Annotated in this window: 22 protein-coding genes; 15 read left to right on the top strand and 7 right to left on the bottom strand. The window is 68.7% G+C overall.

Going from position 1 to position 24,484, the window contains the following annotated elements:
- The coding region (locus C492_RS02475; protein ID WP_008420208.1) for a RecB family exonuclease at positions 1-1,786 on the top strand (1,786 nt) is incomplete at its 5' end.
- A gap of 55 nt (positions 1,787-1,841) precedes the next feature.
- A complete protein-coding gene (locus C492_RS02470) occupies positions 1,842-2,345 on the top strand; it encodes an 8-oxo-dGTP diphosphatase (protein ID WP_008420207.1) in 504 nt (167 codons plus the stop codon).
- A 58-nt stretch (positions 2,346-2,403) separates the two neighbouring features.
- On the opposite strand, the gene C492_RS02465 is transcribed toward C492_RS02470, so the two are convergent.
- Positions 2,404-3,375 (bottom strand): quinone oxidoreductase family protein, encoded by a 972-nt coding sequence (locus C492_RS02465; protein ID WP_008420206.1) that lies wholly within the window; start codon positions 3,373-3,375, stop codon positions 2,404-2,406.
- A 185-nt stretch (positions 3,376-3,560) separates the two neighbouring features.
- Between C492_RS02465 and proS the strand changes: the two genes are divergently transcribed.
- Together proS and gltB are read left to right on the top strand one after the other, a co-directional pair.
- Positions 3,561-5,042, top strand: a complete 1,482-nt coding sequence (gene proS / locus C492_RS02460) for a proline--tRNA ligase (protein ID WP_008420205.1) — start codon at positions 3,561-3,563, stop codon at positions 5,040-5,042.
- A gap of 302 nt (positions 5,043-5,344) precedes the next feature.
- Entirely contained in the window at positions 5,345-9,892 is a 4,548-nt protein-coding gene (gene gltB, locus C492_RS02455) for a glutamate synthase large subunit (RefSeq protein WP_083898731.1), read from the top strand.
- A 24-nt stretch (positions 9,893-9,916) separates the two neighbouring features.
- Here gltB and C492_RS02450 read toward each other — a convergent pair whose 3' ends face one another.
- Both C492_RS02450 and C492_RS02445 read right to left on the bottom strand, forming a co-directional pair.
- Entirely contained in the window at positions 9,917-10,387 is a 471-nt protein-coding gene (locus C492_RS02450) for a hypothetical protein (protein WP_008420201.1), read from the bottom strand.
- Between the two features lie 98 nt (positions 10,388-10,485).
- The gene (locus C492_RS02445; protein WP_049892638.1) at positions 10,486-11,100 is read right to left on the bottom strand and encodes a peroxidase-related enzyme; all 615 of its coding nucleotides are present in this window, start codon (positions 11,098-11,100) and stop codon (positions 10,486-10,488) included.
- Positions 11,101-11,191: 91 nt separating this feature from the next.
- On the opposite strand from C492_RS02445, the gene C492_RS02440 reads away from it, so the two are divergent.
- Positions 11,192-12,220, top strand: a complete 1,029-nt coding sequence (locus C492_RS02440; protein WP_008420197.1) for a daunorubicin resistance protein DrrA family ABC transporter ATP-binding protein — start codon at positions 11,192-11,194, stop codon at positions 12,218-12,220.
- Positions 12,217-12,987 (top strand): ABC transporter permease, encoded by a 771-nt coding sequence (locus C492_RS02435; protein WP_008420193.1) that lies wholly within the window; start codon positions 12,217-12,219, stop codon positions 12,985-12,987. The genes C492_RS02440 and C492_RS02435 overlap by 4 nt, the downstream gene beginning before the upstream one ends.
- Before the next feature lie 12 nt (positions 12,988-12,999).
- Here C492_RS02435 and C492_RS02430 read toward each other — a convergent pair whose 3' ends face one another.
- Positions 13,000-13,425 carry a GIY-YIG nuclease family protein gene (locus tag C492_RS02430; RefSeq protein ID WP_008420192.1) on the bottom strand — a complete coding sequence of 142 codons (426 nt, stop codon included), beginning with the start codon at positions 13,423-13,425 and terminating at the stop codon, positions 13,000-13,002.
- Positions 13,426-13,772: 347 nt separating this feature from the next.
- On the opposite strand from C492_RS02430, the gene C492_RS02425 reads away from it, so the two are divergent.
- Positions 13,773-14,762 (top strand): NAD-dependent epimerase/dehydratase family protein, encoded by a 990-nt coding sequence (locus C492_RS02425; RefSeq protein WP_008420190.1) that lies wholly within the window; start codon positions 13,773-13,775, stop codon positions 14,760-14,762.
- Between the two features lie 80 nt (positions 14,763-14,842).
- Complete coding sequence (locus C492_RS02420; RefSeq protein WP_008420188.1) at positions 14,843-15,904, top strand: NAD(P)-dependent glycerol-1-phosphate dehydrogenase; 1,062 nt, start codon at positions 14,843-14,845, stop codon at positions 15,902-15,904.
- Between the two features lie 16 nt (positions 15,905-15,920).
- Here C492_RS02420 and C492_RS02415 read toward each other — a convergent pair whose 3' ends face one another.
- Positions 15,921-17,849 (bottom strand): alpha/beta hydrolase family protein, encoded by a 1,929-nt coding sequence (locus tag C492_RS02415; RefSeq protein ID WP_008420186.1) that lies wholly within the window; start codon positions 17,847-17,849, stop codon positions 15,921-15,923.
- Between the two features lie 180 nt (positions 17,850-18,029).
- On the opposite strand from C492_RS02415, the gene C492_RS02410 reads away from it, so the two are divergent.
- The 7 genes from C492_RS02410 (at position 18,030) to C492_RS24420 (ending at position 22,607) form a co-directional block, all read left to right on the top strand.
- A complete protein-coding gene (locus tag C492_RS02410) occupies positions 18,030-18,341 on the top strand; it encodes a hypothetical protein (protein ID WP_008420184.1) in 312 nt (103 codons plus the stop codon).
- A gap of 106 nt (positions 18,342-18,447) precedes the next feature.
- Positions 18,448-19,176 (top strand): selenium cofactor biosynthesis protein YqeC, encoded by a 729-nt coding sequence (gene yqeC / locus C492_RS02405; protein WP_008420182.1) that lies wholly within the window; start codon positions 18,448-18,450, stop codon positions 19,174-19,176.
- 52 nt (positions 19,177-19,228) lie between these two features.
- On the top strand, positions 19,229-20,992 hold the full coding sequence (locus C492_RS02400; RefSeq protein ID WP_008420180.1) for an aldehyde ferredoxin oxidoreductase family protein: 1,764 nt from the start codon (positions 19,229-19,231) through the stop codon (positions 20,990-20,992).
- Entirely contained in the window at positions 20,985-21,707 is a 723-nt protein-coding gene (locus C492_RS02395) for a DUF7124 domain-containing protein (RefSeq protein WP_008420179.1), read from the top strand. Before C492_RS02400 ends, C492_RS02395 begins: the two co-directional genes overlap by 8 nt.
- Before the next feature lie 70 nt (positions 21,708-21,777).
- Complete coding sequence (locus C492_RS02390) at positions 21,778-22,038, top strand: hypothetical protein (protein ID WP_008420177.1); 261 nt, start codon at positions 21,778-21,780, stop codon at positions 22,036-22,038.
- A complete protein-coding gene (locus tag C492_RS02385) occupies positions 22,038-22,391 on the top strand; it encodes a hypothetical protein (protein ID WP_008420176.1) in 354 nt (117 codons plus the stop codon). Before C492_RS02390 ends, C492_RS02385 begins: the two co-directional genes overlap by 1 nt.
- A gap of 54 nt (positions 22,392-22,445) precedes the next feature.
- Positions 22,446-22,607, top strand: a complete 162-nt coding sequence (locus C492_RS24420) for a hypothetical protein (protein WP_008420174.1) — start codon at positions 22,446-22,448, stop codon at positions 22,605-22,607.
- Positions 22,608-22,720: 113 nt separating this feature from the next.
- On the opposite strand, the gene C492_RS22040 is transcribed toward C492_RS24420, so the two are convergent.
- Both C492_RS22040 and C492_RS02370 read right to left on the bottom strand, forming a co-directional pair.
- Positions 22,721-23,721, bottom strand: a protein-coding gene (locus C492_RS22040) for an IS630 family transposase (protein WP_086009409.1) whose coding sequence is annotated in 2 segments (ribosomal slippage) — positions 22,721-23,229 and positions 23,229-23,721 — 1,002 coding nt in all. Because the reading frame shifts where the segments join, the coding sequence is not laid out codon by codon here.
- Positions 23,722-23,844: 123 nt separating this feature from the next.
- Positions 23,845-24,483, bottom strand: coding sequence for a TorD/DmsD family molecular chaperone (locus tag C492_RS02370; protein ID WP_008420171.1), 639 nt, complete (start codon positions 24,481-24,483; stop codon positions 23,845-23,847).
- Position 24,484: the final 1 nt, after the last annotated feature.

The raw sequence follows: 24,484 nt of genomic DNA, 5'->3' as shown, positions 1-24,484 counted from the left end.
AGAGATGTGTATAAGAGACAGACTCGAGACGCTCCGCGACGGCTATCCGCTGTCGGGATTTCTCACCCAGTTCCGGGAGCTCACCCGCCTCGAGTGGTTCCTCACGGGTGAGGAGCGCCGTCAGCTCGAGCGGATCGACCGGTTCGTCGAGCGCTACGACGCCGAGCGGGTGGTCCGCTCTCTCACGCCGGCGTTCGTCGACGCGCTCGAGCGGACCCTGCGCGGCGGGAGCGCCGAGCGGACTCGGGGCACCCGCTCGGCCGACGCCGTCGACGTGATGACGGTCCACCAGGCGAAGGGCCTGGAGTTCGACACCGTGCTCGTCCCCTACCTCTCCGACGAGGAGTGGTGCGTCGAGCACGACTACGCCCGCCGGGCCCGCACCCGACTGCTCGCGGCGGCGCTCGAGGACGACGTCGACTCGCCGCTGCGGGCCGACGTCGCGGCCGAGACCGTCGGCGAGGAGTGGCGGGTGCTCCACGTCGCGCTCACGCGGGCGGCGAACCACCTGTTCGTCTTCGGGAGCGAGTACGACTACGACGGCGGCGAGGGCGAGCTGGCGGTCTCCACCGCGGACGCCTGCCTCGATCCAGCTATCGAGTGGTCGGTCGCGGGTGAGCGCATGGAGCTGTGGTCGACCCTGACCGAGAGCTTCGAGTCCGTCCGAGGGACCTACCCGCGGACCGTCGCCGACCGCACCGACGAACTCGCCGTCGCCGCCGACGAGCGCCCGGGCACGATCACCTACTACGCCGGCTACGGCGACCGCTCGATCGAACCCCTCGAGACCCGGGAGGCGATCGAAACCGTCCACCGGCTGGGCCGGCTGCTCCGCGATGGAACGCTGCTGCCGGCCGCCGACGCCGCGAGCCACGCGTCCGAGGCGGGACCGCCGATCCGGGTGCCGGGCGAGCGGCGGGCGTCGGCGCTGACAGCCGACGCGACCCGATTCCCGTCCGCGCCGCTGGTCGACGACGGCGGGGTTCCCGTCGCGATGCGCCACAGCTACACGGCCATGGAGAGCTACGAGGCCTGCTCGCGACAGCACTACCTCGAGCACGTCGTGCGGGCGATCGACGATCCGATCGACGCCGACAGCTCCGACTCCGAGCGCCCGGGGTCGCCCTCGAGCCCCCGGATCGTCGGATCGGTCTTTCACGACGTCGCCGAGGAGGCGTTCCACCGCGGCTACGACGGCCGCGACGACTGGAGAGAGGCCGCCGTCCGGCAGCTGACCGCGCGGAACCTGCTCGAGCACCGCGAGGCAGTCCTGGCGTGTGTCGACCGCTACTTCGAGGCGACGGCGGCGGGGATCGACGACCAGGTCGCCGACTGGACGCCCCTCGCCGCGGAGCTGCCGTTCGCCCTCGCGGACGTCGCCGGCGTCGAGGGCGACGTGGTGGGCTACGTCGATACCGTCCGTCGGCTCCCCGAGGCCGCGGGCGGCGGATTCGCCGTCCTCGACTACAAGGCGACCGCGACCCGGATCGACCCCGCCGACGCCGACCAGCTCGCACTGTACGCCCGCGCCTGCCGACGGCGCCTCGAGGAGCCGATCGCGGCGGTCGGCTACGTCTACGTCGGCGCCGTCGACGGCCCGGGGGTCGACCTGTTCGAGCCCGACGAGGTGCCGCCCTGGGAGTCGGTCCGCGAGACGCTCGAGGGCGTCGACGACCCCTCCTACCGCGAGACGACGCCGGGCGAGCACTGCCGTCGCTGCCCGCACCGGTCGCTGGGCTGTGCGCCCGCGGCGTACATCCCCGACGCCGCGGCGGACGACGACTGAGCCGCACCGCCTCGGGACCGAACGCGTTTATCCGCCCCCGACCGAACGCGGCGGTATGATCGAGGCGACGCTGTGTTTCCCCCGTCGCGACGTCGACGGGACCGAGGAGGTGCTCCTGATCGAGAAGCGACGCGGCCTCGGCGAGGGCTGGTACAACGGTCCCGGGGGCAAACTCGAGGCCGGCGAAACCCCCCGGGAGTGTGCGGTACGGGAGACCCGCGAGGAGGTCGGCCTCGAGATCGACCCGGCCGACCTCGAGAAGGCGGCCGAACTCGACTTTCGCCTCGACGGCGAGCGCCACACGCTCTGTCACGTCTTCCGCACCCGGACGTTCGCGGGCGAGCCCCGTCCCTCTCCGGAGGCCCGGCCGGAGTGGGTCGCGGTCGAGGCGGTTCCCTACGATCGGATGTGGGAGGACGATCGGCTCTGGCTTCCCGCCGTCCTCGCGGGCGAGACCGTCGCCGGCGAGTTCCGGTTCGTCGGCGGCGAACCGCTCGACGAGGCCGACTTCGCGGACCACGCCCTCGAGCGGGGCGTCTCGTTCGCGGACGAGCGCTGAGCGCCGGCGCGATCGAACGGGCGTCGGGAGGCGATTCGTCGCGGCGTCGCGGGCCGTCTCAGGGCTTCAACAGGACCTTGCCCGAGCTCTTTCGATCCTCGATGTAGCGGTGGGCGTCGGCCGCGTCCGCGAGCGGGAACGACTCGCCGACGATCACCTCGAGGTCGCCGCCCGCGAGTCCCTCGGTGAGCTCGGGGACCGCCTTCATGATTCGGTCCGGATCGCGCATCGCGGCCTGGCCGAGGTGGAATCCGCGGACGCTCTTGTTCTCGAAGAGCAGCCGCCGGTTCGCCGCGCTGGCGGGCTCGCCGCTTGCCACGCCGTAGGTGACCAGCCGACCGAAGTGTGCCATCGCGTCGAGGCTGCGCTCGAAGACGTCGCCGCCGACCGACTCGAGGACGAGGTCGACGCCCTCGCCGTCGGTCTCCTCGTCGACGGTTTCGCGGAAGTCGGTCTCGGTGTACTGGATCGGATGGTCACAACCCAGCTCGGCCGCGAGCTCGAGTTTCTCCTCGCTGCTCGCCGTGCCGAACACCTCCGCGCCGGCGTTCGAGGCGAGCTGGACGGCCGCCGTGCCGACCCCGCCGGCGGCGGCCTGGATCAGCACCGACTCGCCGTCCTCGAGGTCGCCCCACTCGAACAGACAGGAGTGAGCGGTGAGGAACTGGACGGGGAAGCCGGCGGCCTCCTCGAAACTCATCCCCTCGGGGATCGGGAACAGCATCCCCGCGTTCGCGGTGGCGTACTCCGCGTACCCGCCCCGATCGAGCATGGCGACGACGCGGTCGCCCGTCTCGAAATCGACGTCCGCTCCGGTCGCGTCGACCGTCCCCGCGGCCTCCATCCCGGGAACGTACGGCGCCTCGGGACCGCCCGGGTAGACGCCGCGTCGCTGCATGACGTCGGCGAAGTTGATCCCCGCGGCCTCGATCTCGATTCGGACCTCGCCGGGGCCGGGCTCGGGCAGATCGCGATCGACGACCTCGAGTTCGTTGCTGTCGCCGTACTCCGTTACTTCGATGGCCTTCATGGGTTATCACTCGTAACGAGCGCGTATAAACGTCCGAGAACGGGAAACCGAATGTCGAGCGTTTCTTCGCGGTCTCGTGTCCCTATAGGAGTAACACACGGCGCCGAACGAACGCTACCGCGCGATCGGTGGGAGACGATCACCAAACGGGTTCCATTTATTGCTCCGGTCACGAAGGTGGCGGTATGAGCGACGAGAGTCAGGAGCTCGGGATCACCGAGACGAAATCGCACAAGCCCGGCGAGTGGTACGCCGAGGTCGTTCAGAAGGCAAACCTCGCCGACTACGCCCCGATGGGCGGCTTCATCGTCACGAAACCTCGCGGCTACGCGATCTGGGAGGGGATCCAGGACGCCCTCGACACCCGGTTCAAGGAAACCGGCGTCGACAACGTCTACTTCCCGCTTTTCATCCCCGAGAGCTTCCTCGAGCGCGAGAAGGACGTCGTCGAGGGGTTCGACCCCGAGGTCGCCTGGGTCACTCAGGGCGGCCACGAGGAACTCGAGGAACGGCTCGCCGTCCGTCCCACGAGCGAGTCGATCATCGCCCCGTTCATGGCCGACTGGACCCGTAGCCACCGCGACCTGCCGTTGCGGATCAACCAGTGGTGTTCCGTCGTTCGGTGGGAGGCCACCGAGACGAAGCCGTTCTTCCGGACGAAGGAGTTCATGTGGCAGGAGGGCCACACCGCCCACGCCGACGACGAGGGCGCCTGGGAGGAGGTCTGGACCCGCCTCGACCAGTACGAGGAGGTCTACGAGGACGTCCTGGCGATCCCGGTACTGCGGGGCAAGAAGCCCGAACACGACAAGTTCCCCGGCGCGGACACGACGACGACCGTCGAGGCGCTGATGCCCGACGGGAAGTCGGTCCAGGGGGCGACGAGCCACAACCTCGGCCAGTCCTTCGCGGACGCGTTCGACATCACGTTCGCCGACGAGGACGAGGAGGAACAGACCGCCTACACGACCTCCTGGGGGCTGTCCTGGCGCGCGATCGGCGCCCTGATCATGACCCACTCCGACGATCAGGGGCTCGTGCTCCCGCCGACCATCGCGCCGACCCAGGTCGCCATCGTCCCGATCTGGCAAGCGGATACGAAAGACGAGGTCCTCGAGTACTCCCGGGAGATCGCCGACGAACTCGAGGCTGCCGGCGTCCGCGTCGAACTCGACGACCGCGACGAGCGCAACCCCGGCTTCAAGTTCAACGAACACGAGTTGAACGGCGTTCCCCTCCGCCTCGAGATCGGCCCCAACGAGGCCGACGACGGCGAGGTGACGCTGGTCCACCGCCCCGACAACGAGGACAGCGTGGCCGACCGCGAGGGAATCGTCGACACCGTCGAGGACCATCTCGACGCCGTCTTCGACAAGCTGTACGAGACCGCCGAGGAGAACCTCGAGGAGAACGTCCGCGAGGCCCACAGCCCCGAGGACATCCTCGGCACGATCGGCAAACACGGCGGCTACGTGAAGACGCCGTGGTGTGGCGACCAGGCCTGCGAGGAGGCGATCAAGGAGAAGATCGCCGCCGAGATCGTCATGCAACCCCTCGAGGACGAGGGCGGCCAATCTGCGGGTGAGGTTCCCGAACCCGAGCGCGAGGAGTGTGGCGTCTGCGGGGAACCCGCCGACGAGATCGCGTACTTCGCGAAGAGTTACTGACTCCCCCTCGCCCTCGGGCGATTCTCCGGGCCGTCCGAACCGATTCGTTCTCCGCTACCTAACTCTTTAGCCAAATAGTGCTTCCCCACCGGGAACGATGTACGAATGTGGTGTTCACTCTGGTGGGTGAACACTACGTGCCTCTGACACCTTTCGTCCCTTCCTGCCCGAGTAGCGACGCGTTCCGCCCGTAACCCGCAGTATAAATAATTGTATTATGGGCTATATCACCTTATATGTGTTTATAATACACTTAGCCATTATGGGGTAGCCTCTTATGGGAGATCTCCAAAGGAGGGTGCATGTCACAGCCACACACTTCGAACACCGATCGTTCTCCGGGGCTCGCGGACCCGACGGACGAACGGTCGAACTGCGGTGTCGGCGTCGTAATGGATCTCGAGGGGGCGGGCGGTCACGATGTCGTCGCCGACGGACTGGATCTGCTTGTCAACCTCGAGCACCGCGGGACGACCGGGGCGGAGCAAAACACCGGCGACGGTGCGGGTATCATGCTCCAGACGCCCGATTCGTTCTTCTCGGACGCCCTCGACGCGGATCTCCCCGAGGCCTACGCGATCGGCTCGCTCTTCTTTCCGACCGACGACGAGGCCCGCGAGCACCTCGCCGAAATCGTCGAGGACACGCTCGCGGAGTACGACCTCGAGGTCCTCGAGTGGCGCGACGTTCCCACCGATAACGCCGATCTCGGCGCGACCGCGCTCGACTCCGAACCCGACGTCCGGCAGGTCGCTGTCGCACCTGAGGACGAGATCTCCGACGAGGCGTTCGACCGACGGCTGTACGTCGCCCGGCGAGCCCTCGAGAACGCCGTCGAGGAGTGTGACGTCGACGGAAAGGAGCGCTTCTACGTCTGCTCGCTCGACTCGGATACGATCGTCTACAAGGGACTGCTCAAGGGCGAGCAGGTCCCGTCGTACTACCCCGACCTGCGGGACGAACGGATGGAGTCGACGTTCGCGATGGTCCACGAGCGCTTCTCGACGAACACGCTCGGCGCCTGGCACCTCGCCCACCCCTACCGCAACATCGTCCACAACGGCGAGTTCAACACCATCCGCGGGAACATCAACTGGATGCGCGCCCGAGAGACCGACCTCGAGAGCGAGGTCCTCGAGGATCTCGAGGCGGTCAAGCCGATCATCGACGACCCCGACCAGTCCGACACCGCAAGCGTCGACAACGCCCTCGAGTTGCTGATGCAGGACGGCCGCGACCTCGAACACGCCCTGCGGATGCTCGTCCCCGAGGCCTGGCGGGGCGACGACGCGATGGACGCCGAGCGCAAGGACTGGTACGACTTCCACGCCTCCCTGGTCGAGCCCTGGGACGGCCCCGCGCTGGTCGCCGCCACCGACGGCGAGCGCGTCGGCGCGGTCCTCGACCGCAACGGCCTGCGGCCGTGTCGGTACGACGTCACGACCGACGACCGACTGATCATGGCCAGCGAGGCGGGCGCGCTCGAGACCGATCCCTCGGAGATCGCCGAGCGCGGTCGTCTCCAGCCCGGACAGCTGTTCCTCGCCGACCCCGAGGAGGGGCGAGTCGTCCCCGACGACGAGGTTTTCGAGGACCTGACCGACGAGCGCTACGGGGCGTGGGTCGAGCAGGAACAGGTCCAGTTAGCCGACATCGTCGCGACCGACGAGCGGGCGCCACGGGACCCCGTCGAGGCCCTGCGGGACCAGCAGGCCGCCTTCGGCTACACCCACGACGAACTCGAGAACCTGATCGAGCCGATGACCCGGACGGCGAAGGACCCCGTCGGTTCGATGGGCGACGACACGCCGCTGTCCGTCCTGACGGAGTTCAACCGTCCCCTCTTCTCGTACTTCAAGCAGCTGTTCGCCCAGGTCACGAACCCGCCGCTGGACTACATCCGCGAGGAGCTGGTCACCTCGATGGAGAGCCGACTCGGCTACCAGCGTAACCTGCTGGCCGAATCGCCCGAACACGCCCGCCAGCTGGTGCTCGACTCGCCGATCCTCACGGACGCCGAGCTCGGGTCGATCCGCGACTGCGAGGCGAACGGGATCACCGCCGCGACGGTCGACATCACCTACGAGCCGACGAGCGAGGAGCCGGGCGCGGACCTCGAGGCCGCCATCGAACGCGTCCGCGCCGAGGCCGTCGAGGCGATCGAGGACGGCCACGACGTCCTGATCCTCTCCGACCGGGGCGTCGACGAGGAGCGCGCGGCGATCCCGAGCCTGCTCGCGACCGGCGGGGTCCACCACCACCTCGTGCGCAACGGGCTTCGCAACCACGTCGGGCTCGTCGTCGAGTCCGCGGATCCGCGGACCGTCCACCACTTCGCGACGCTGGTCGGCTACGGCGCCGGCGCGGTCAACCCGTACCTGGCCTACCAGACGATCGCCGACATCACCGCGGGCCCCGACGGCGCCGAGACCGAACTCGCGATCGACGCCTACGTCGAGGCCGTCGAGGACGGCCTGCTGAAGATCATGGCCAAGATGGGGATCTCGACGGTCGAGAGCTACCAGGGTGCACAGATCTTCGAGGCCGTCGGGCTGGACTCCGACCTCGTCGCGGAGTACTTCGCGGGCACCGAGAACCGCACCGAGGGGATCGGGCTCGCCGAGATCGAGGCCGACGTCCGCGAACGTCACGAGGCGGCGTTCGGCGACGACGACTCCGAGCTCGACCGCCACGGCGAGTTCGAGCACCGCTCGAACGGCGTCCACCACCAGTGGAACCCCGACACCGTCGGCGCCCTCCAGCAGTCGGTTCGCGCGAACGACTACGAACGGTACCGGGAGTTCGCCGAACAGGTCAACGACCAGAACCGGACCCTCCAGACGCTGCGGGGGTTGCTCGAGTTCGAGAGCGATCGCGAGTCGATCCCGCTCGAGGACGTCGAACCCGTCGCCGACATCGTCGAGCGGTTCTCGACGGCCGCGATGAGCCTCGGCAGCCTGTCGCCGGAGGCCCACGAGAACAACTCGATCGCGATGAACCGCATCGGCGGCAAGTCCAACTCGGGCGAGGGCGGCGAACCGCCCGAGCGGTTCGGCACCGAACGCGAGTGCAACGTCAAGCAGGTCGCCTCCGGACGGTTCGGCGTCACCTCGACGTACCTCTCGTCGGCCGACGAGCTCCAGATCAAGATGGCCCAGGGCTCGAAGCCCGGCGAGGGTGGCCACCTCCCTGGCGAGAAGGTCAACGAGATGATCGCCCACGTCCGCAAGTCCACGCCCGGCGTCGGGCTGATCTCGCCGCCCCCGCTGCACGACATCTACTCGATCGAGGACCTCAAACAGCTGATCTTCGATCTGAAGGCCGCCAACGAGGACGCCGACATCAACGTCAAGCTCGTCTCCGAGGCGGGCATCGGCACCGTCGCCGCCGGCGTCGCGAAGGCCAACGCCGACGTGGTCCACATCTCGGGCCACTCCGGGGGGACCGGGGCCTCGCCGCGCACCTCGATCAAGAGCGCCGGCCTCCCCTGGGAGCTCGGGCTGGCCGAGGCCAACCAGATGCTCCGTCAGACCGGGCTCCGGGACCGCATCCGCGTCTCGGCCGACGGCGGGATGAAGACGGGCCGGGACGTCGCCGTCGCCGCCCTGCTCGGCGCCGAGGAGTACGTCTTCGGCACCGCCTCGCTCGTGACCTCGGGCTGTGTCATGGCCCGACAGTGTCACGAGAACACCTGTCCCGTCGGCGTCGCTACCCAGCGCGAGGACCTTCGCAAGCGGTTCCCCGGCGAACCCGAACACGTCATCAACTACATGTCGTTCATCGCCCAGGAGCTGCGGGAGATCATGGCCGAACTCGGCTTCGAGACCGTCGACGAGATGATCGGCCGGGTCGAGGTCCTCTCCCAGCGCACCGACGTCGACCACCCGAAGGCCCGCACCGTCGACCTCTCGGCGGTGCTGGCCGAGCCCGCGGGCGAGGTCCGCCACAAGGTCCGCGAACAGGACCACGAGCTCGAGGACCAGCTCGACCGCGAGCTGATCGACGCCGCGAGCGCGGCGATCGAGGACCGCGAGCCGGTGACGCTCTCGACGGCGGTCACCAACGTCGACCGCGCGGTCGGCGCGATGCTCTCGAACCGCATCACCGACCGCTACGGCGAGCCCGGGCTGCCCGAGGACACGATCACGGTCGACGCGGCGGGGACCGCCGGCCAGAGCTTCGGCGCGTTCCTCGCCAGCGGCGTCTCCTTGCACCTCGAGGGGAGCTCCAACGACTACGTCGGCAAGGGACTCTCGGGCGGGAAGATCACCGTTCGGACGCCCGAGGCCGCGAGCTACGATCCGACCGAGAACGTCGCGATCGGCAACGTCGCGCTCTACGGCGCGACTGACGGCCAGCTGTACGTCAACGGGGTCGCCGGCGAACGGTTCGCGGTGCGCAACTCCGGCGCCAAGGCCGTCGTCGAGGGCGTCGGCGACCACGGCTGCGAGTACATGACCGGGGGCGTCGTGGCCGTCCTCGGGGAGACGGGGACGAACTTCGCGGCCGGGATGTCCGGCGGCGTCGCCTACGTCTTCGACCCCGACGAGGAGTTCGCCGACCGCGCCAACACCGGAATGGTCGCGCTCCACGACGAACTCGAGGACGCGGACGTCGAGATGCTGCGCCGACTCGTCGAGAACCACGTCGCCTACACCGGCTCCGAACGGGGCCGCGAACTGCTCGAGAACTGGGAGGAGGCGCTCGCGTCGTTCGTGAAGGTGATGCCCGAGGCCTACCACGAGGCGATCACCGAGCAGGGCGGCGACGACGTCCGCAGCGAACTCCCGGGAACGCCCGAGACGCCCGTCGACGCCGACTCGGCCGAGTTCGCCGCGAGCGACGACTGATCGCCGTCGCCGGTTCTCTCGCAGCTATTCTCCGGCGTTCACGTACGACGCCGCGTAGGCGATCAGCGCGCCGTTGAGTCCGATCAGCGCGACGACCAGCAGGCGGACGGTCGTTCGCCCGCCGTCGCCGACCCCCGTCGCGACGGCCGCGAGCGCGCCGACGCCGACGACGGCCAGCCCGGCCGCCAGCAGTCGATCGAGCCGCGGGTCGTACTCCGACGGGACGGCCTCGCGGAGGCGTTCGTCCCTGCGCCGGCGGCGTTCGCGGAAGCGTTCGGCCGCCGGATCGTCGTCGGGGACCGAACGGAGGCCGAACGTTCGCAGCGCCTCGAGGTCGACGCGCGCCTTCGCGATCGTTCCGCAGGCGAACGCGACGAACAGCAGGACGACGACCTCGATTCCGGATCCGAGCGCGGCTGCCGGCAGAAGTAGCAAGATGGCGAGGATCGCGACGACGGCTGCGATCCGCTCGGCTCGAGTCGGGACGGGATCCACGGTACGTTCGCCTTTCCTATCACTCTACAAGATATTTCCGCCCGCGAGGCGGATTCCCGGTCGGCTCGAGGCGGGGCCCTGCGGGCGGCCGGTGGTCGCTACTCGCGCCCCAGCGTGTGGAACTCGTCGTTCGGTCGCATCCCCGCGAACGTCGCGAGTCGGTTGCTCAGGTTGTAGAAGGCCGTTACCGAGGCGATATCCCACAGCGCCTCCTCGCCGAAGCCGGCCTCGCGCAGGGTCTCGAGGTCGTCCGCGTCGACCCTGGCGGGCGATTCGGTGAGTTTCACGGCGACGTCTAACATCGTCCGGTGGGCCTCGTTGATGTCCGCGGTACGGTAGTTCGCGACCAGCTGGTCGGCCAGCAGCGGGTCGTCGGCGTAGATCCGAACCAGGGCGCCGTGGGCGACGTTACAGTAGTAGCAGTGGTTGACGCCCGAGACCGCGACGACGATCATCTCGATCTCCTCGCGCTCCAAGGCCGCGTCCTCGACCAGCGCGTCGTGGTACGCGAAGAAGGCCCGGAAGTGCGACGGGTTGTACGCGAGCGCGGAGAACACGTTCGGCGTGAACCCGGCGCGCTCGGTCTCCTCGTCGATTCGCTCCCGCAGATCCTCGGGAAGGTTCTCGTAGTCGGGGACGGGGAAGCGATCCATCGCGTCGTCTCGCAGTTCCGGTTCGGGTTCGGTCTCGGACCCGGTGTTGCCGTCAGCCATACCCGGTGTTCGGCCCCGATCCGTATAGTTCGCGGCGTCGCCGTCCACACCTACTTGTGTACTGACCGTTTAGTCAGGCTCGAGTACTACCATGGTCGCGATACGCGTCGACGGGCTGACCAGAACCTTCGGGGAGACGACCGCGGTGGACGACCTCTCGTTTACCGTCGCGGACGGCGAGCTGTTCGGCCTGCTCGGCCCGAACGGCGCCGGGAAGTCGACGCTGATCAACGTCCTCGTCACCCTCCTCCGGCCGACCGCCGGGACCGCGACCGTCGACGGCCACGACGTTCGAGCGGACACCGCCGCGGTCCGCAACAGCATCGGCGTCGTCTTCCAGGAGCCCGCCCTCGACGAGGAGCTGACCGGGGCGGAGAACCTCGCCTTCCACGCGCGGCTGTACGGGATGGGACGGGAGCGACGCGACGCGCGGATCGGCGAGGTTCTCGAGCTCGTCGGACTCGAGGACGAACGCGACCGGGCGGTCGGCACCTACTCCGGCGGAATGAAACGTCGCCTCGAGATCGGACGCGGACTCCTGCACGACCCCGCGGTGCTCTTTCTCGACGAGCCGACCGTCGGGCTGGACGCCCAGACTCGACGGGACACCTGGGAGTACATCCGTCGGCTGAATCGCGAGGGGGTGTCGATCGTTCTGACCACCCACTACATCGAGGAGGCCGAGCAGCTCTGTGACCGCGTCGCGATCGTCGACGACGGCGAGATCGCGGCGATCGACACGCCGACGGCGCTCACGGACTCGCTCGGCGGCGACGTCGTCCGCCTCGAGCTCGGGGGCAGAGCCGACTCGCTCGGCGATCGCCTCGAGACACGGACCTGGGTTCGAGAGTACGCGACCGCCGGAAACGTCCTCGAGGTCACGGTCGAGCGCGGGGACGCGCGGGTCGCCGACCTGGTGCGGCTGGCCGACGACGCCGGGGCGTCGATCGCGACCGTCGACGTCCGCCGGCCGACTCTCGAGACGGTGTTTCTCTCGCTTACGGGTGCGACGATCGAGGACGGCCGGCGCCGGGCCAGCGACGAAGCGTCCGCCCTCGAACCGCCGAACGGCCGCGACGGCGCGGCACGTTCCGTCCGCGCGTCGGGTGAGGACCGATGAACCTCGTCGATCCGACGGCGATCTACGCGCTCTGGCTGCGCGACGTCAAGCGGTTCCTCAGAGCGCCCTCGCGGATCGCCGGCTCGATCGCGATGCCGCTGTTGTTTCTCGTCTTTCTGGGCCTCGGCTTCGACGGCGCGGCGATCCCCGGACTTCCCGAGGGCGTCGACTACATTCAGTTTCTCGTCCCCGGGATGGTCGGATTCGCGATGCTGTTCGGCGCTTCCTTCGCCGGCATGTCGATCCTCTCGGATCGGGACGTCGGCTTCCTGAAGGAGATCCTCGTCGCCCCGATCAGTCGCACGTCGATCGTGCTGGGACGGATCGCCGGCGGCTCGACCACGGCGCTGGTCCAGGCGCTGTTGATCCTCCTGCTGTCGATCCCGCTCGGATTCCGGATCGCGAGTCCCCTCTCGCTACCGCTCGCCGTCGTCTTTCTCGTCCTGATCGCGATTACGTTCGTCGGTTTCGGGGTCGCGCTCGCCTCGCAGTTTAACGACAGCGAGGGGTTCGGCCTCGTCGTTCAGTTCGTCATCTTCCCGCTTTTCTTCCTCTCGGGCGCGATCTACCCCGTCTCGAGCCTGCCCGAGCCGGTGCAGCTGGCGGCCATGCTCAACCCCCTGACCTACGGCGTCGACGGGCTGCGCGCAGTGCTGGTCGGTACCTCGGCGTACCCGATCGCGCTCGATCTCGGCGCGCTCGTCGTCTCGGCGACGCTCACGGTCGCCGTCGGTACCTACCTCTTCGAGCGCGTCGAGGCGGTCTGAGCGCGGGACCGCCTACGACTCGTCGGCGTCGGCCTCGAGGACGCCGCCCGCATCGTCGGCCGCCTCGAGCAACGCCCCGAGTCCGGGCGTCTCGAGCAGGTGGGACCCGCACTCGCAGTCCGAGGATCCGAAGTCGGGAACCGCCTCGCCGGGAAGCGTCCCCGCGAGTTCGCACTCCCGGTCGGCGTCGGGGAACCTGACGGCCGCCTCGAGGGTCGCCGCCTCGCTGCCGAGCAGGTAGTCGACGTGCCAGTGGCGGACGTCGCGCTCGCCGCGGGCCAGTTCGCGGTGGCGATCCAGCCGCGCGAACCCGCCGGGGCCGAACGCGCTGCCGACGTAGGCGTACGTTTCTTCCTCGAACGCCAGCTCGCCCAGCGCGCCGACCGTCAGGCTCGTCGGCGCCTCGACGTCGATCGCGAGGACGTAGGTGCCGCCCATACGTCCGCTATCCGATGCGACACGAAAACGACGGCGATCCGCCGCGGCTTACCACTCACCCTCGTCGTTCGAGTCGCCCTCGGCCCGGCGTCCCGACTCGTCGCGAAGTCGGTCCCGATCGTGCTCGAGGCCGTCCCCCGTCTCGGCGGCCGTCGGCTGGCGGTCCGTCCGTTCGTCGTCGGTTCGGTCCGTCAGCGCTGGACGGCTCGCGGACGCTGGCTCTCCGAACCGGGGTTAGCCGACGAGGCAGATCAGGTCGGGGCGTGCGTTCGCTTGCATGAGACTCGCACGGTCCCGTCGGCGACGACGTCCGTCACCGTTTTCCCGCGAAGCGACGACCGTCGATCATGGACGACGCACTCGTTATCGGCGGCACGCGCTTTATCGGCCGCCACCTCGTCGACGAGCTCCTCGAGCACGGCTACGACGTGACGCTCTTCAACCGGGGGACCCACGAGAACCCCTTCGCCGACGACGACCGCGTCGCCCGTATCGAGGGCGATCGGACGAACGATTCGGCGCTCGAGGCGGCCGCGCTCGAGGTCGGCCCCGACGCGGTCTTCGACTGCGTCGCCTACTACCCGAAGGACGTCCAGGCCGCGACCCGTATCTTCGCCGACTGCGAGGCGTACGTCTTCGTCTCGAGCGGGGCGGCCTACGGCCGCGAGGAGATCCCGAAACGGGAAGGCGAAACCCCGCTCGCGGGCTGCACTCCGGAGCAGGCGGTCGACGACTCCGGCGCGACCTACGGCCCGCGCAAGGCCGAGGGCGATCGGGCGGTGTTCGCCGCCGCGGAACGCGGGGTCCGGGCCATGGCCGTCAGACCCTGTATTGTCTACGGCCCCCACGACTACACCGAGCGACTGGACTTCTGGATCGATCGCGTCAACCGCTTCGATCGGGTCGTCGTCCCCGGCGACGGGACGAACCTCTGGCACCGCGCGTACGTCGAGGACGTCGCCAGCGCCCTGCGGCTCGTCGCCGAGCGAGGCGACGCCGGCGAGGCCTACAACGTCGGCGACCGACGGCTCGCCACGCTCGAGGAGACACTCGAACTGATCGCCGACGTACTGGACACCACCGTCGAGGTCGTCACCGCCGGCCCCCGCGAACTCGAGGCGGGCGACATCGAGCCCGCCGACTACGTGCTCTACCGGGAGTACCCCCACGTCCTCGCGACCGGAAAGCTCGCGGCGCTGGGCTGGGAGTCGACGCCGATCGACGAGGCGATTGCCCGCTCGGTCGCGGCCCACCTCGAGAGCGACCGCGACGGGAGCGAACACGAGCCCGATCGGGAGGCCGAGGAGCGGGTCCTCGGGATCCTCGACACGTTCTGACCCGCGAATCCGGGGGCTTCCGACCGAGTTCGCGACGGCGAGCAACAACACGTATATTTCGGTGGTGACTCGGTCAACGTATGTTCGAGAAGTCGACGTGGATTCGACTCCCGCGGAACGTGATCGTCGGCCACGGCGTGCTGTCGGAGGTCGTCGCCGCCGTCGACGAGCTTCACCTCCAGGGGCGACCGCTGTTCGTGACGAGCCCGACGCCGCGTCGCCTCGCGGCGGACCCGATCGCGGCCGACTTCGAGGCCGCCGGCGTCGAACCCGCGGTCGTCACCGTCGAGTCGGCGTCGTTCGACGCCGTCGAGGAGGTCATCGAGACGGCCGAGGCCGAGGAGGTCTCCTACCTCGTCGGGATCGGCGGCGGAAAGGCCATCGACATCGCGAAGATGGCAAGCGAGCACCTCGGGATGGGCTTTCTCTCCGTGCCGACCGCGGCCAGCCACGACGGGATCGTCAGCAACCGCGGCTCGGTGCCCGACGGCGACACCCGCCACAGCGTCGCGGCCGAGCCTCCGCTGGCGGTGATCGCCGACACCGGCGTCCTCGCGGAGGCCCCCTGGAAGCTGACGACCGCCGGCTGTGCCGACATCATCTCGAACTACACCGCCGTCATGGACTGGCGGCTGGCCCGGCGGCTCCAGAACGTCGAGTTCTCCGAGTACGGCGCCGCGCTCTCGGAGATGACCGCGGAGATCCTCGTCGACAACGCCGACCACGTCCGGCCGGGCCTCGAGGAGTCGGCCTGGATCGTCACCAAGGCGCTGATGTCCTCGGGCGTCGCGATGAGCATCGCGGGCTCGTCGCGGCCCGCCAGCGGCGCCGAACACCTCTTCTCCCACCAGCTCGACCGCCTCGAGCCGGGGGCGGCGCTGCACGGCCACCAAGTCGGCGTCGGGGCGATCATGACCGCCTACCTCCACGGCGGCGAACGGGGTATCTGGCACGATATCCGCGACGCACTCGACAGCATCGATGCACCGACGACCGCGGCCGAGCTCGGGATCGACGACGAGACGGTGCTCGAAGCGTTGACGACCTGCCACGAGATCCGCGATCGGTACACGATCCTGGGCAACGGGATGAACGAGCGGGCGGCCCGGGAGGTCGCGACGAAGACCGGCGTCATCGGTTGATCGCGACCGCGACGCCCTAGACGTGCTCGTCGAGGAAGTCGGCGATCGCCGAGTAGGCCTCGATGCGGTTCTCGAGCTTCGAGAAGCCGTGGCCCTCGTCTTCGAACAGCAGCTTGCGCACGGGAACGCCCTGGGCTTTGGCCTTCTCGGCGATCTGTTCGGCCTCGCCGACGGGCACGCGGGGATCGTTCTCGCCGTGGAGGACGAACAGCGGGGCCGCGATGCGCTCGACGTTGTTGATCGGCGAGATCTCCTCGAGGAACTCCCGGTCCTCGGCGAGGCTGCCGTACTCGGCCTCGCGCAGCTCGCGGCGCCAGTCGCCGGTGTTCTCGAGGAACGTGACGAAGTTGGCGATGCCGACGACGTCGATCCCGGCGGCCCACAGGTCGGGGTACTCGGTCATCGCCGCCAGCACCATGAAGCCGCCGTAGGAGCCGCCCTTGGCGACGATCCGATCGGGGTCGACCGCCTCGTGGTCCCGCAGCCACTCCACGCAGGCCTCGATATCGGCCACGGAGTCCATCCGCCTCTCGACGTCGTCGAGGGCCGCGTAGTCGGCGCCGTACCCCGACGATCCGCGGACGTTCGGCTCGAAGTAGGCGTACCCCCGGTCGAGGAAGTACTGCTTGACGCTCGAGAAGGATGGACGGCGCTGGCTCTCGGGGCCGCCGTGGATGTCGACGATAACGGGGACGCCGTCCTCGCTCCCGGTACTGCTCGCTTCGTCCTCGTTCGGCAGCGTCAGAAAGCCGGGAACGTCCAGGCCAGCGTGGGACTCCGTCGGAGTCCCACGAGCGGACGGGCTTTGCCCGTCAACGCCGAAGCTCTCGACGTGGACCAGCTCGGACTCGTCGAACGTCTCCCGCGGGATGCCCGCGGTCGGCGCGCTCGTCCAGCGCTCGGCCTCGCCGGTCTCCACCTCGACCACGAAGACGTTCGCGTTGACCGTGTCTCCGGCCGTCGACAGCGCGAACCGCTCGGCGTCGGGGTCGAAGCTCACGCCGCCGGCGACGCCGCCCGGCAGATCGGGCTCCGGGAAGGTCTCGAACGCGGTCGGGTCGTCGGCGTCGAACTCGCCGACCGTTAGCTCCGTGTAGCCCTCGACGTTCTTCGAGTAGACGAACCGGCCCGTCTCGTCGTCCAGCGCGATTCCGTCGACGTTCCACTCCTCGTCGGCGACGACCGTCTCGATCTCGCCGCTTGCGAGATCGAGGTAGGCCAGATACAGCGTGTCGGCGTGGCCCTCGTCAGTCACGAGGTAGAGCCCCTCGCCGTCGGGCGCCCAGCTGGCGCTCTGATACCGGACGTCGCCCTCGTGGGGCGTGAGGTGCTCGAGCTCCCCGGTCTCGAGGTCGAGGACGTACAGATCCTGATCGAAGTTGGAGTACGCCTGCGAGACCAGCAGCCGGGAGTCGTCGGGGCTCCAGCCCGACAGCGAGAGCCAGCCGTCGCCCTCGTGGACGAGCCGAGCGTCAGCGGGAGACGACGCCTCCCGAGCAGACGGGCCTTGCCCGTCGACGTTCCCCGTCTCGTCCCGGTCCTGTACGTAGATATCGAAGACGGCCTCGTCGCGGCGGTTCGAGGCGAACGCGAACCGATCACCGTCGTGGCTCCAGCCGCCCCAGCGGTGTTTCGCGTCGGGCGTCGCGGTCAGATTCGTTATCAGCCCGGTGTCGGCCTCGAGTCGGTAGAGCTGGGCGCGCTCGTTGCCGCCCTCGTCCATCCCGAAGACCAGTTCGGGCCGTTCGGGCGACCAGGAGGCGAAGGTCACCCGCTCGTCGTAGAACGTGCGCTGCTCGGGCCACTCGCGGGCCCCCTCGAGCGTCCAGACCTGCGAGACGCCGGTGGTGTCCATCAGGAAGGAGAGTCGCTCGCCCTCGGGGCCGAAGGAGGCGCCGTAGGCGCTGCGAACGTTGAGATACCGCTCGATGTCGTAGGTTCCCATGTCACGGCGGTACGAACCGGAGCGGGTAGTCGTTTCGGTTGCGGAACCCGCGGTGACTCGAGTAGCCCTCGCCTACTCGGGACGAACCCGGCGACCGCGCGCGGACGACCACGATTCGCGACGTCGGCGGACGGCCGTTCGGAGCGCGTAACAATGCCCCCCGGCGTGCTCGCTCCGAGTATGACGCGCGGGTACGAGCGGGAGTCGGGCGCCACGTTCGGGACGGTACTGCTCACGACGGTCGTCGTTCTCGTCGCCTTCGGGCTGACCCTCGCGGGTGTCTTCCTCGGCCTCGGAGCCGGCGGCGCGGACGACGGGGCCGAGGACGCCGAGGAGCCCGCCGGGACCGATGAGGGTGCCGCGGAGACGGTCGACGTCGACGAGCCGGACGGGAACGAGGGCGAGACGGCGGCGACCGACTCGAGCGAACCCGCCGATCCCGACGGGAACGTCACGGACGACGGCGCGGACGCGCTCGGCGACGGCGATTGACGGGACGCCTCGAGCGACGATCCCGACGAGGGGCGGACCGAGCCGCGTTCTCGTCCCGGAGCGGCGCGAAGAGCAGCTACAAGTGCGTTCGCGTCCGGGTACCGGCATGGAGCTCCCCGAGGCCCTGGACGCGAGAGGGAACGTGACCTGCGTCGTCGGCGCGGGCGGAAAGAAATCGACCCTGTACGCGCTCGGCGACGCCCTCGAGCGCGCCGTCGTCACCGCGACGGTGCGGATCCCGCCGTTCGAGGAGCGGGTCGCCGACGTGGTCGTCACCGACGCCCCGCTCGAGGCGATCCGTACGGCGGAGTCCTGGCCGCTCGGGCTGGTCGCCGGCCGCGAGGGGTCGGATCGGTACCTCGGTTACGATCCCGCGGTCGTCGACGAACTCGCGGCCGAACTCGACGCTGAGACGTCGGTGGTCGTCAAGGCCGACGGCGCCCGCACCCGCTGGTTCAAGGCCCCGAACGACGACGAGCCCCAGCTCCCCGCCGCGACCGACGTCGTCGTCCCCATCGCGAGCGCGAAGGTCGTCGGCGAGCGCCTCGCCGAGGACCACGTCCACCGCCCGGAGCGGGTCGCCGCGATCGCAGACCTCGAGCCCGGCGATCGGATCTCGGCGCGCGACGTCGCGACCGTGGTGGCGAGCGATCGGGGCGGGTGCAAGGACGTCCCCGAGGGCGCGACCGTGATCCCGCTGATCAACATGGTCGACACGCCCGAACTCGAGGACGTCGCCCGCGAGATCGCGGCCGAAATCCGCGACCGACGGGCGGTTCCTCGGGTCGTCCTCACCCGATTGCTCGAGGACGACCCCGTCGTCGACGTCGCGTAGTTCGGAGCCGAGAGCTTTAACTATCGTTCGGCGGTTACGATCACGGGACTGTATGGAAACGGGGGAGTCTCTCGTCCGCGTCGACCTCGCGGCCGAGTCGGTCGCGTACGAACCGGTACCAGAGTCGTGGCGCCGCGACTTCGTCGGCGGGAAGGGACTCGGCGCGCGCTACCTCTACGAGGAGCTCGAGCCGGGCGCGGACCCGCTCGGCGACGGGAACGTCCTGCTGTTTCTGACGGGCCCGCTGACCGGGTACCTCCCCGGCGAGCAGCGCTACGTCGTCGTCACGAAGTCGCCGCTGACGGGGGCCTTCCTCGACTCCTACGCGGGCGGCGAGATGGCCGGGCGGCTCGCGGGCTCGCTCGGGGACAACGTCGGCGTCCTCGTCTCCGGGCGGGCCGACCGCCCCGTCAGGCTCGAGGTCGCCGACGGCGAGGTCTCGATCGAACCCGCCGCGGACTGGTGGGGACTCGACGCCCGCGAGACCGACGAGCGGGCGGGCGAGGCCGCGGTCGCCTGCATCGGTCCCGCGGGCGAGAACGGCGTCGCCTACGCGACGATCGCCTCGGGGGGCGGCGACCACCACGCGGGCCGGGGCGGCGCGGGGGCGGTGATGGGCGCGAAACGGCTGAAGGCGCTGGTCGCCCGCGACGGCCCGCCCGAACCCGACGACGACCTCCGGGAGCTCCGTCGGCGCTACGAGGCGGCCTTCGCCGACGACGACACCGGGCGCTGGCAGGCCGCCAGCGAGACCCTCGAGACGCTGGATTTCGCCAACGAGGTCGGCGTCCTCCCGACCCGCGGCTGGCAGGAGGGGCGGTTCGACGGCGCCGAGGGGATCGGCATCGAGGCCGTTCGCGACGCCGCCCACGACCGCGAGCGCGCCGACGACCCGGTTCCGGGCGGGTTCCAGATCGAGGGCGAGGACGGCGAGAGCGTCCCGCGGGGGTCGACGCCGATTTCGCTGGGGGCGGGCCTGGGGATCGACGACTTCGACGCCGTCGCCACCCTGGGATCGGTCTGTGACCGACTGGCGCTGGACGTGATCTCGGGGGGCAACGCCGTCGCCTGGGCGATCCGCGCGAGCCAGGAGGGCCTGATCGACCGCGAGCTCGCGTTCGGCGACGAGGACGGCGCCCGCGAACTGATAGCGGAGATCGCCAGCCGCGCGAACCCGCTGGGCACGGCGCTGGCCGACGGCGTCGACGCGGCCGCGGCCGAGTACGGCGGCGACGACCTGATCCCGTCGGTGAAGGGGATGGCGCTGCCGGCCTACGACCCCCGCGGCGCGTCCGCGATGGCGCTTGCCTACGCGACCAGCGATCGGGGCGCCTGCCACCGACGCGCTCGCCCCGTCGAGGTCGAGGCGCTGGGCGGGACCGACTGGGACGACGCCGACCGCGTGGACGCCGTGATCGCCGAGCAGGACCGCCGTGCGGTCCTCTGGAGTCTCATCGCGGACGACTTCTTCGGCGAGGCGCTCTCGAAAACGCTCGGTGCGGACTGGCTCGCGGCGGTCGGCCGCGAGTACGACCCCGCGGAGCTTCGTCGGGTCGGCGAGCGCGTCTGGACGCTGATCCGACTCTTCAACTGCCGCGAGGGCTTCTCCCGGGAGGACGACACGCTCCCCCGGCGGCTGACCGAACCGCTTCAGGGCGGCCCGAACGACGGCGCGGCGATCGACGCGGCCGGCTTCGAGGACGTCCTCGATCGGTACTACGAGCGACGCGGCTGGGACGTCCGGGGGCGACCGACCCGCGAGACGCTCGAACGCTACGGGCTCGAGGACCTCGAGCTCGACTCACACCATGACTGAACGAATCGATCTCGACGAACTCGACGTCGGCGGCGAGGACGAGGAGACCGAGGAACCGAACCGCGGCGACTGGCTCTGGCGCGGCGAGGGGAGTCCCGAGGCGGAACCCGAACGGCCCGCCACGACTGGACCCGCCGTCGAGGAGCCCGACGCCGGACGGGACGACGGCCCGAACGGCGCCGACGCGGGAGTCGAGGCGTCGCCCGCACCCCACGTCCCGCGGTCGGAACGGACCAAACCGGTCGGAATCCCGGCCCGGAGCGGCGGCGCGGGCGCCGGCGACTCGGGCGAGACGGAGGGTCGGACGGCCGAGCCGCGGCCCGCGGGCTCGGCGGCGGACGGACCCCACGGCGGGGGTCCCGACGACATGACGATCGCGTTCACCTACCGGGCCGCCGGGCGGCTGGAGACGCCCGCGGCGGTGTTCGCCGACGCCTCCTCCTGGGCCGACTGGATCGGGATCGTCGGCGACGTCGGAACCCACGCGATTACGAACTTCCAGCGGACCAACACCGTCGACGCCGACTTCTTCACCGGCAGCGGGACGAGCCCGGCCGAGCGGCTCCGCGAGATCGATCGCACCTCGATGTTCTACGCCGAACGGCTGCTCCTGATCGGCCTCGAGGAGGAAGAACCGATCGCCGAGGCCGCCGACTGGGAGTTCATCTCGATCGGGGACGCCGCCGAGGCTGCCGACTGGGGACTGGAGTCCTAACGACTCGCGGGGGTCTCTGTCACGGTTCTTCAAAACGTTCATACTGCTCGGCCTGATTCTCCCAGTCGATATGGGACTTCGAACGGCGTTTCGGCAGAACCCGCTCGTGTTCGTCGGCCTGCTCGTCTTCGGGGCGTGGACGTTCCTGACGATCCTGAACGTCTCCTCGAGCATGGGCGAGATTGCGTACGGCGACTGGGTCGGACAGAGCGGGGTCGTGGGGTTGATCGGCCTGGCCGTGCTGTTCGTGCTCGGACTGACGGTCGTGTTGCTCTACGGCGAACTGGGCGAGCCGAGTCCCGGCCCCGAGGAGTTCCCCCCGAGCGAGTGATGACCGGACCGTCGAACGCCGACGCGCTGTCGTTCGAACTGAGCGAGCGCTTCCTCGCGGCCGCCGAGGAGTGGGGCGACTCGCGGGTCGTCTCCGGGTCGGCCGCCGTCGAGTCGAAACTCGAGCAGGCGCTGCTCGAGATCGAACACCTCGTCTCCGGCGCGACCGCCGTCGAGTTCGACCTCGAGGGCGAGACGGTGGGCTACGAACCCAGCGACGACCTCGCGGCGTTTCTCGACGATCAGGCCGCGGAGACGGGCCTCGAGCCGGATCGGCTGCTGAAACTGCACGTCGACCTGTTCGCCCGCGCCTTCCTCGAGGACGACCGCGGGGCCAACGGCGGGCGCCGCTGACCCCGCGGCGGAGAACAACGACTATACGTCTCCCGCCGGTATCCGACGACCAGCATGGCGCGAAAACGCACCAACTGGACGCCGAAGGACGGCGACGAAGCGACCCGAAAATCCTGGACCCACACGGGAGCCCACGAGATCGCCGACGACGAGGTCGACGGCGTCGTCGAGTTCCCCGAGGAGCTCAAGGAGAAGGAACGCGGCGACGACGAGTAGCGACGGACCGTCTATAGTAGTAGTTAGAAATAGTCACTCACTTTTGGCGTAGAGAGTTGATCGAGAGCTGTATCAATCGCTGTCGTCAGCTCGTCAAGTGNCTATAGTAGTAGTTAGAAATAGTCACTCACTTTTGGCGTAGAGAGTTGATCGAGAGCTGTATCAATCGCTGTCGTCAGCTCGTCAAGTGAATCAAAGAAGCGGTTGCTAAGAGACGCTTGAAGCTGTCTCCAGCATTCCTCGACAGGATTCAGCTCCGGCGAATACGACGGCAACGTCACGAAGGCGAGGTCGTCACGGTCCGCAAGGTCCGTGACGGCCGACGCCTGAAAATACGGCGCTCCATCGAGGACGACGATCAAGTCTTCCTCAAATTCTTTGCATAATGCTAAAATGAAATGTTTTGCGTGCTCGGCCGTGACGTACTCGGTGAATCGGGAGAAAAAACGATCACCGTCTTCGGTGATCGCGCCGAGCAAACACGTCCAATCGCGTTGCCCGGAGAGTTCGACAGAGGGCCGCGTGCCGCGCGGGAACCACGCGGCACGCGGCTCGACCTGCACGGATTTCTTGGTTTGGTCGATGCAGACTATTGTGGCGTCCATCTCCGCTCGCTTTTTTTGATCTCGTCGCGGAACGCTTCTTGATCGTCTTCGTCAGCTTCGGCAGCTGTACGGCGCGGTTTTTGATAGCTGAGTCCAGCTTCTTTCAACAACCGCCGACAACTCGGATAAGAGTACTCGACGCCGTATGTTTCTTCAAGAAACTCCTGAATGAGCGCCGGCGTCCACGCCGGCGCGTCGATCCCGGCTTCCTCGGGCGGTTCGTGAACGGTTTGCTCGAATTCTTCTTGCTGTGATTCTGAGAGCTTTCGTTTTCTTCCGGATCGATGAGCATCAGAGACGGCTTGCTCAAGTGGTTCGTCCGTATCAAGTCGCATCAGCCAGCTATAGATCGTTCTTCGCCCGGTATCGTGCCACTCGGCAAGTTCGGTCTGCGTTACGCCGTTCTTGTACGCAATCGAGGCTAACAACCGTTGTGTCGGCTTGTTTCCCTCAACATTGTCAAGGGCGTCTTGAAGTTCTTTGACGGAGATCTCATCGAGATGGTCCATTACATACGCCAACACCTTCCGAGCGGAAAGTTCTAACGACTACTATAGNGTCTTGAAGTTCTTTGACGGAGATCTCATCGAGATGGTCCATTACATACGCCAACACCTTCCGAGCGGAAAGTTCTAACGACTACTATAGCTCACCTGCATCGCGATCCCTTCCTCGAACTCGTCGTAGCCCGCCAGCAGGTGGCCGACCGCCTCGTAGAACGTCTCGTGGGTTTTCTCGGCGATCTCGAGCGCGCAGCCCTCGAGCCAGTGGGTCAGGTGCTCCTCGTGGAACACCCGCTGGTAGCCGAGCGCCTCCTCCCGGCCCTGGTGCTGGGAGCGGATCAGGTATCGGAGGAAAGCGAGTTCGACCGCGACGTGGTCGGCCTCCTCGGGGTAGTTCTCGGGCGGCTTCCAGCCGGCCGCGGCGTAGCTGGCCTTGACCTTCGGTAATCCCTCACCCAGGTACTCCATGTCCTCGCGGACGTAGGTCTCGTGGGGGGTCACGGGCGGTCGCGGACCGACGAGCAGGCGGGTGTACTCGACCTCGAGGTCGTCGACGACGTCCTCGATCGGTCGCTCGCGGTTCTCATCGACGAACTCCTCGAGCAACGCGAACCCGCGGTCGAGTTCGTCGTTGACGCTGTCGGCGGGCGCGGTCACCTCGCCCTCGAGGACGTCCGCGACGAAGGCTTCGCCCGGCGCGTCGTGGGTCGCCGCGACGAGGAACTCGACGAGGTCGAGCCGCGCCGCGTAGATGGCGTCCATGTCCATA

This window comes from Natronococcus jeotgali DSM 18795 (genome assembly GCF_000337695.1).
Taxonomy (GTDB): domain Archaea; phylum Halobacteriota; class Halobacteria; order Halobacteriales; family Natrialbaceae; genus Natronococcus; species Natronococcus jeotgali.
The sequence above is the reverse complement of the archived record's forward strand: the minus strand, read 5'-3'. Positions and strand labels throughout refer to the sequence as shown.

Excerpts from the sequence above, each read along its gene's own strand:
- C492_RS02470 (WP_008420207.1), top strand. The coding sequence starts at position 1,842 with ATGATCGAGGCGACGCTGTGTTTCCCCCGTCGCGACGTCGACGGGACC.
- C492_RS02465 (WP_008420206.1), bottom strand. The coding sequence starts at position 3,375 with ATGAAGGCCATCGAAGTAACGGAGTACGGCGACAGCAACGAACTCGAG.
- proS (WP_008420205.1), top strand. The coding sequence starts at position 3,561 with ATGAGCGACGAGAGTCAGGAGCTCGGGATCACCGAGACGAAATCGCAC.
- gltB (WP_083898731.1), top strand. The coding sequence starts at position 5,345 with ATGTCACAGCCACACACTTCGAACACCGATCGTTCTCCGGGGCTCGCG.
- C492_RS02445 (WP_049892638.1), bottom strand. The coding sequence starts at position 11,100 with ATGGCTGACGGCAACACCGGGTCCGAGACCGAACCCGAACCGGAACTG.
- C492_RS02440 (WP_008420197.1), top strand. The coding sequence starts at position 11,192 with ATGGTCGCGATACGCGTCGACGGGCTGACCAGAACCTTCGGGGAGACG.
- C492_RS02435 (WP_008420193.1), top strand. The coding sequence starts at position 12,217 with ATGAACCTCGTCGATCCGACGGCGATCTACGCGCTCTGGCTGCGCGAC.
- C492_RS02430 (WP_008420192.1), bottom strand. The coding sequence starts at position 13,425 with ATGGGCGGCACCTACGTCCTCGCGATCGACGTCGAGGCGCCGACGAGC.
- C492_RS02425 (WP_008420190.1), top strand. The coding sequence starts at position 13,773 with ATGGACGACGCACTCGTTATCGGCGGCACGCGCTTTATCGGCCGCCAC.
- C492_RS02420 (WP_008420188.1), top strand. The coding sequence starts at position 14,843 with ATGTTCGAGAAGTCGACGTGGATTCGACTCCCGCGGAACGTGATCGTC.
- C492_RS02415 (WP_008420186.1), bottom strand. The coding sequence starts at position 17,849 with ATGGGAACCTACGACATCGAGCGGTATCTCAACGTTCGCAGCGCCTAC.
- C492_RS02410 (WP_008420184.1), top strand. The coding sequence starts at position 18,030 with ATGACGCGCGGGTACGAGCGGGAGTCGGGCGCCACGTTCGGGACGGTA.
- yqeC (WP_008420182.1), top strand. The coding sequence starts at position 18,448 with ATGGAGCTCCCCGAGGCCCTGGACGCGAGAGGGAACGTGACCTGCGTC.
- C492_RS02400 (WP_008420180.1), top strand. The coding sequence starts at position 19,229 with ATGGAAACGGGGGAGTCTCTCGTCCGCGTCGACCTCGCGGCCGAGTCG.
- C492_RS02395 (WP_008420179.1), top strand. The coding sequence starts at position 20,985 with ATGACTGAACGAATCGATCTCGACGAACTCGACGTCGGCGGCGAGGAC.
- C492_RS02390 (WP_008420177.1), top strand. The coding sequence starts at position 21,778 with ATGGGACTTCGAACGGCGTTTCGGCAGAACCCGCTCGTGTTCGTCGGC.
- C492_RS02385 (WP_008420176.1), top strand. The coding sequence starts at position 22,038 with ATGACCGGACCGTCGAACGCCGACGCGCTGTCGTTCGAACTGAGCGAG.
- C492_RS24420 (WP_008420174.1), top strand. The coding sequence starts at position 22,446 with ATGGCGCGAAAACGCACCAACTGGACGCCGAAGGACGGCGACGAAGCG.
- C492_RS02370 (WP_008420171.1), bottom strand. The coding sequence starts at position 24,483 with ATGGACATGGACGCCATCTACGCGGCGCGGCTCGACCTCGTCGAGTTC.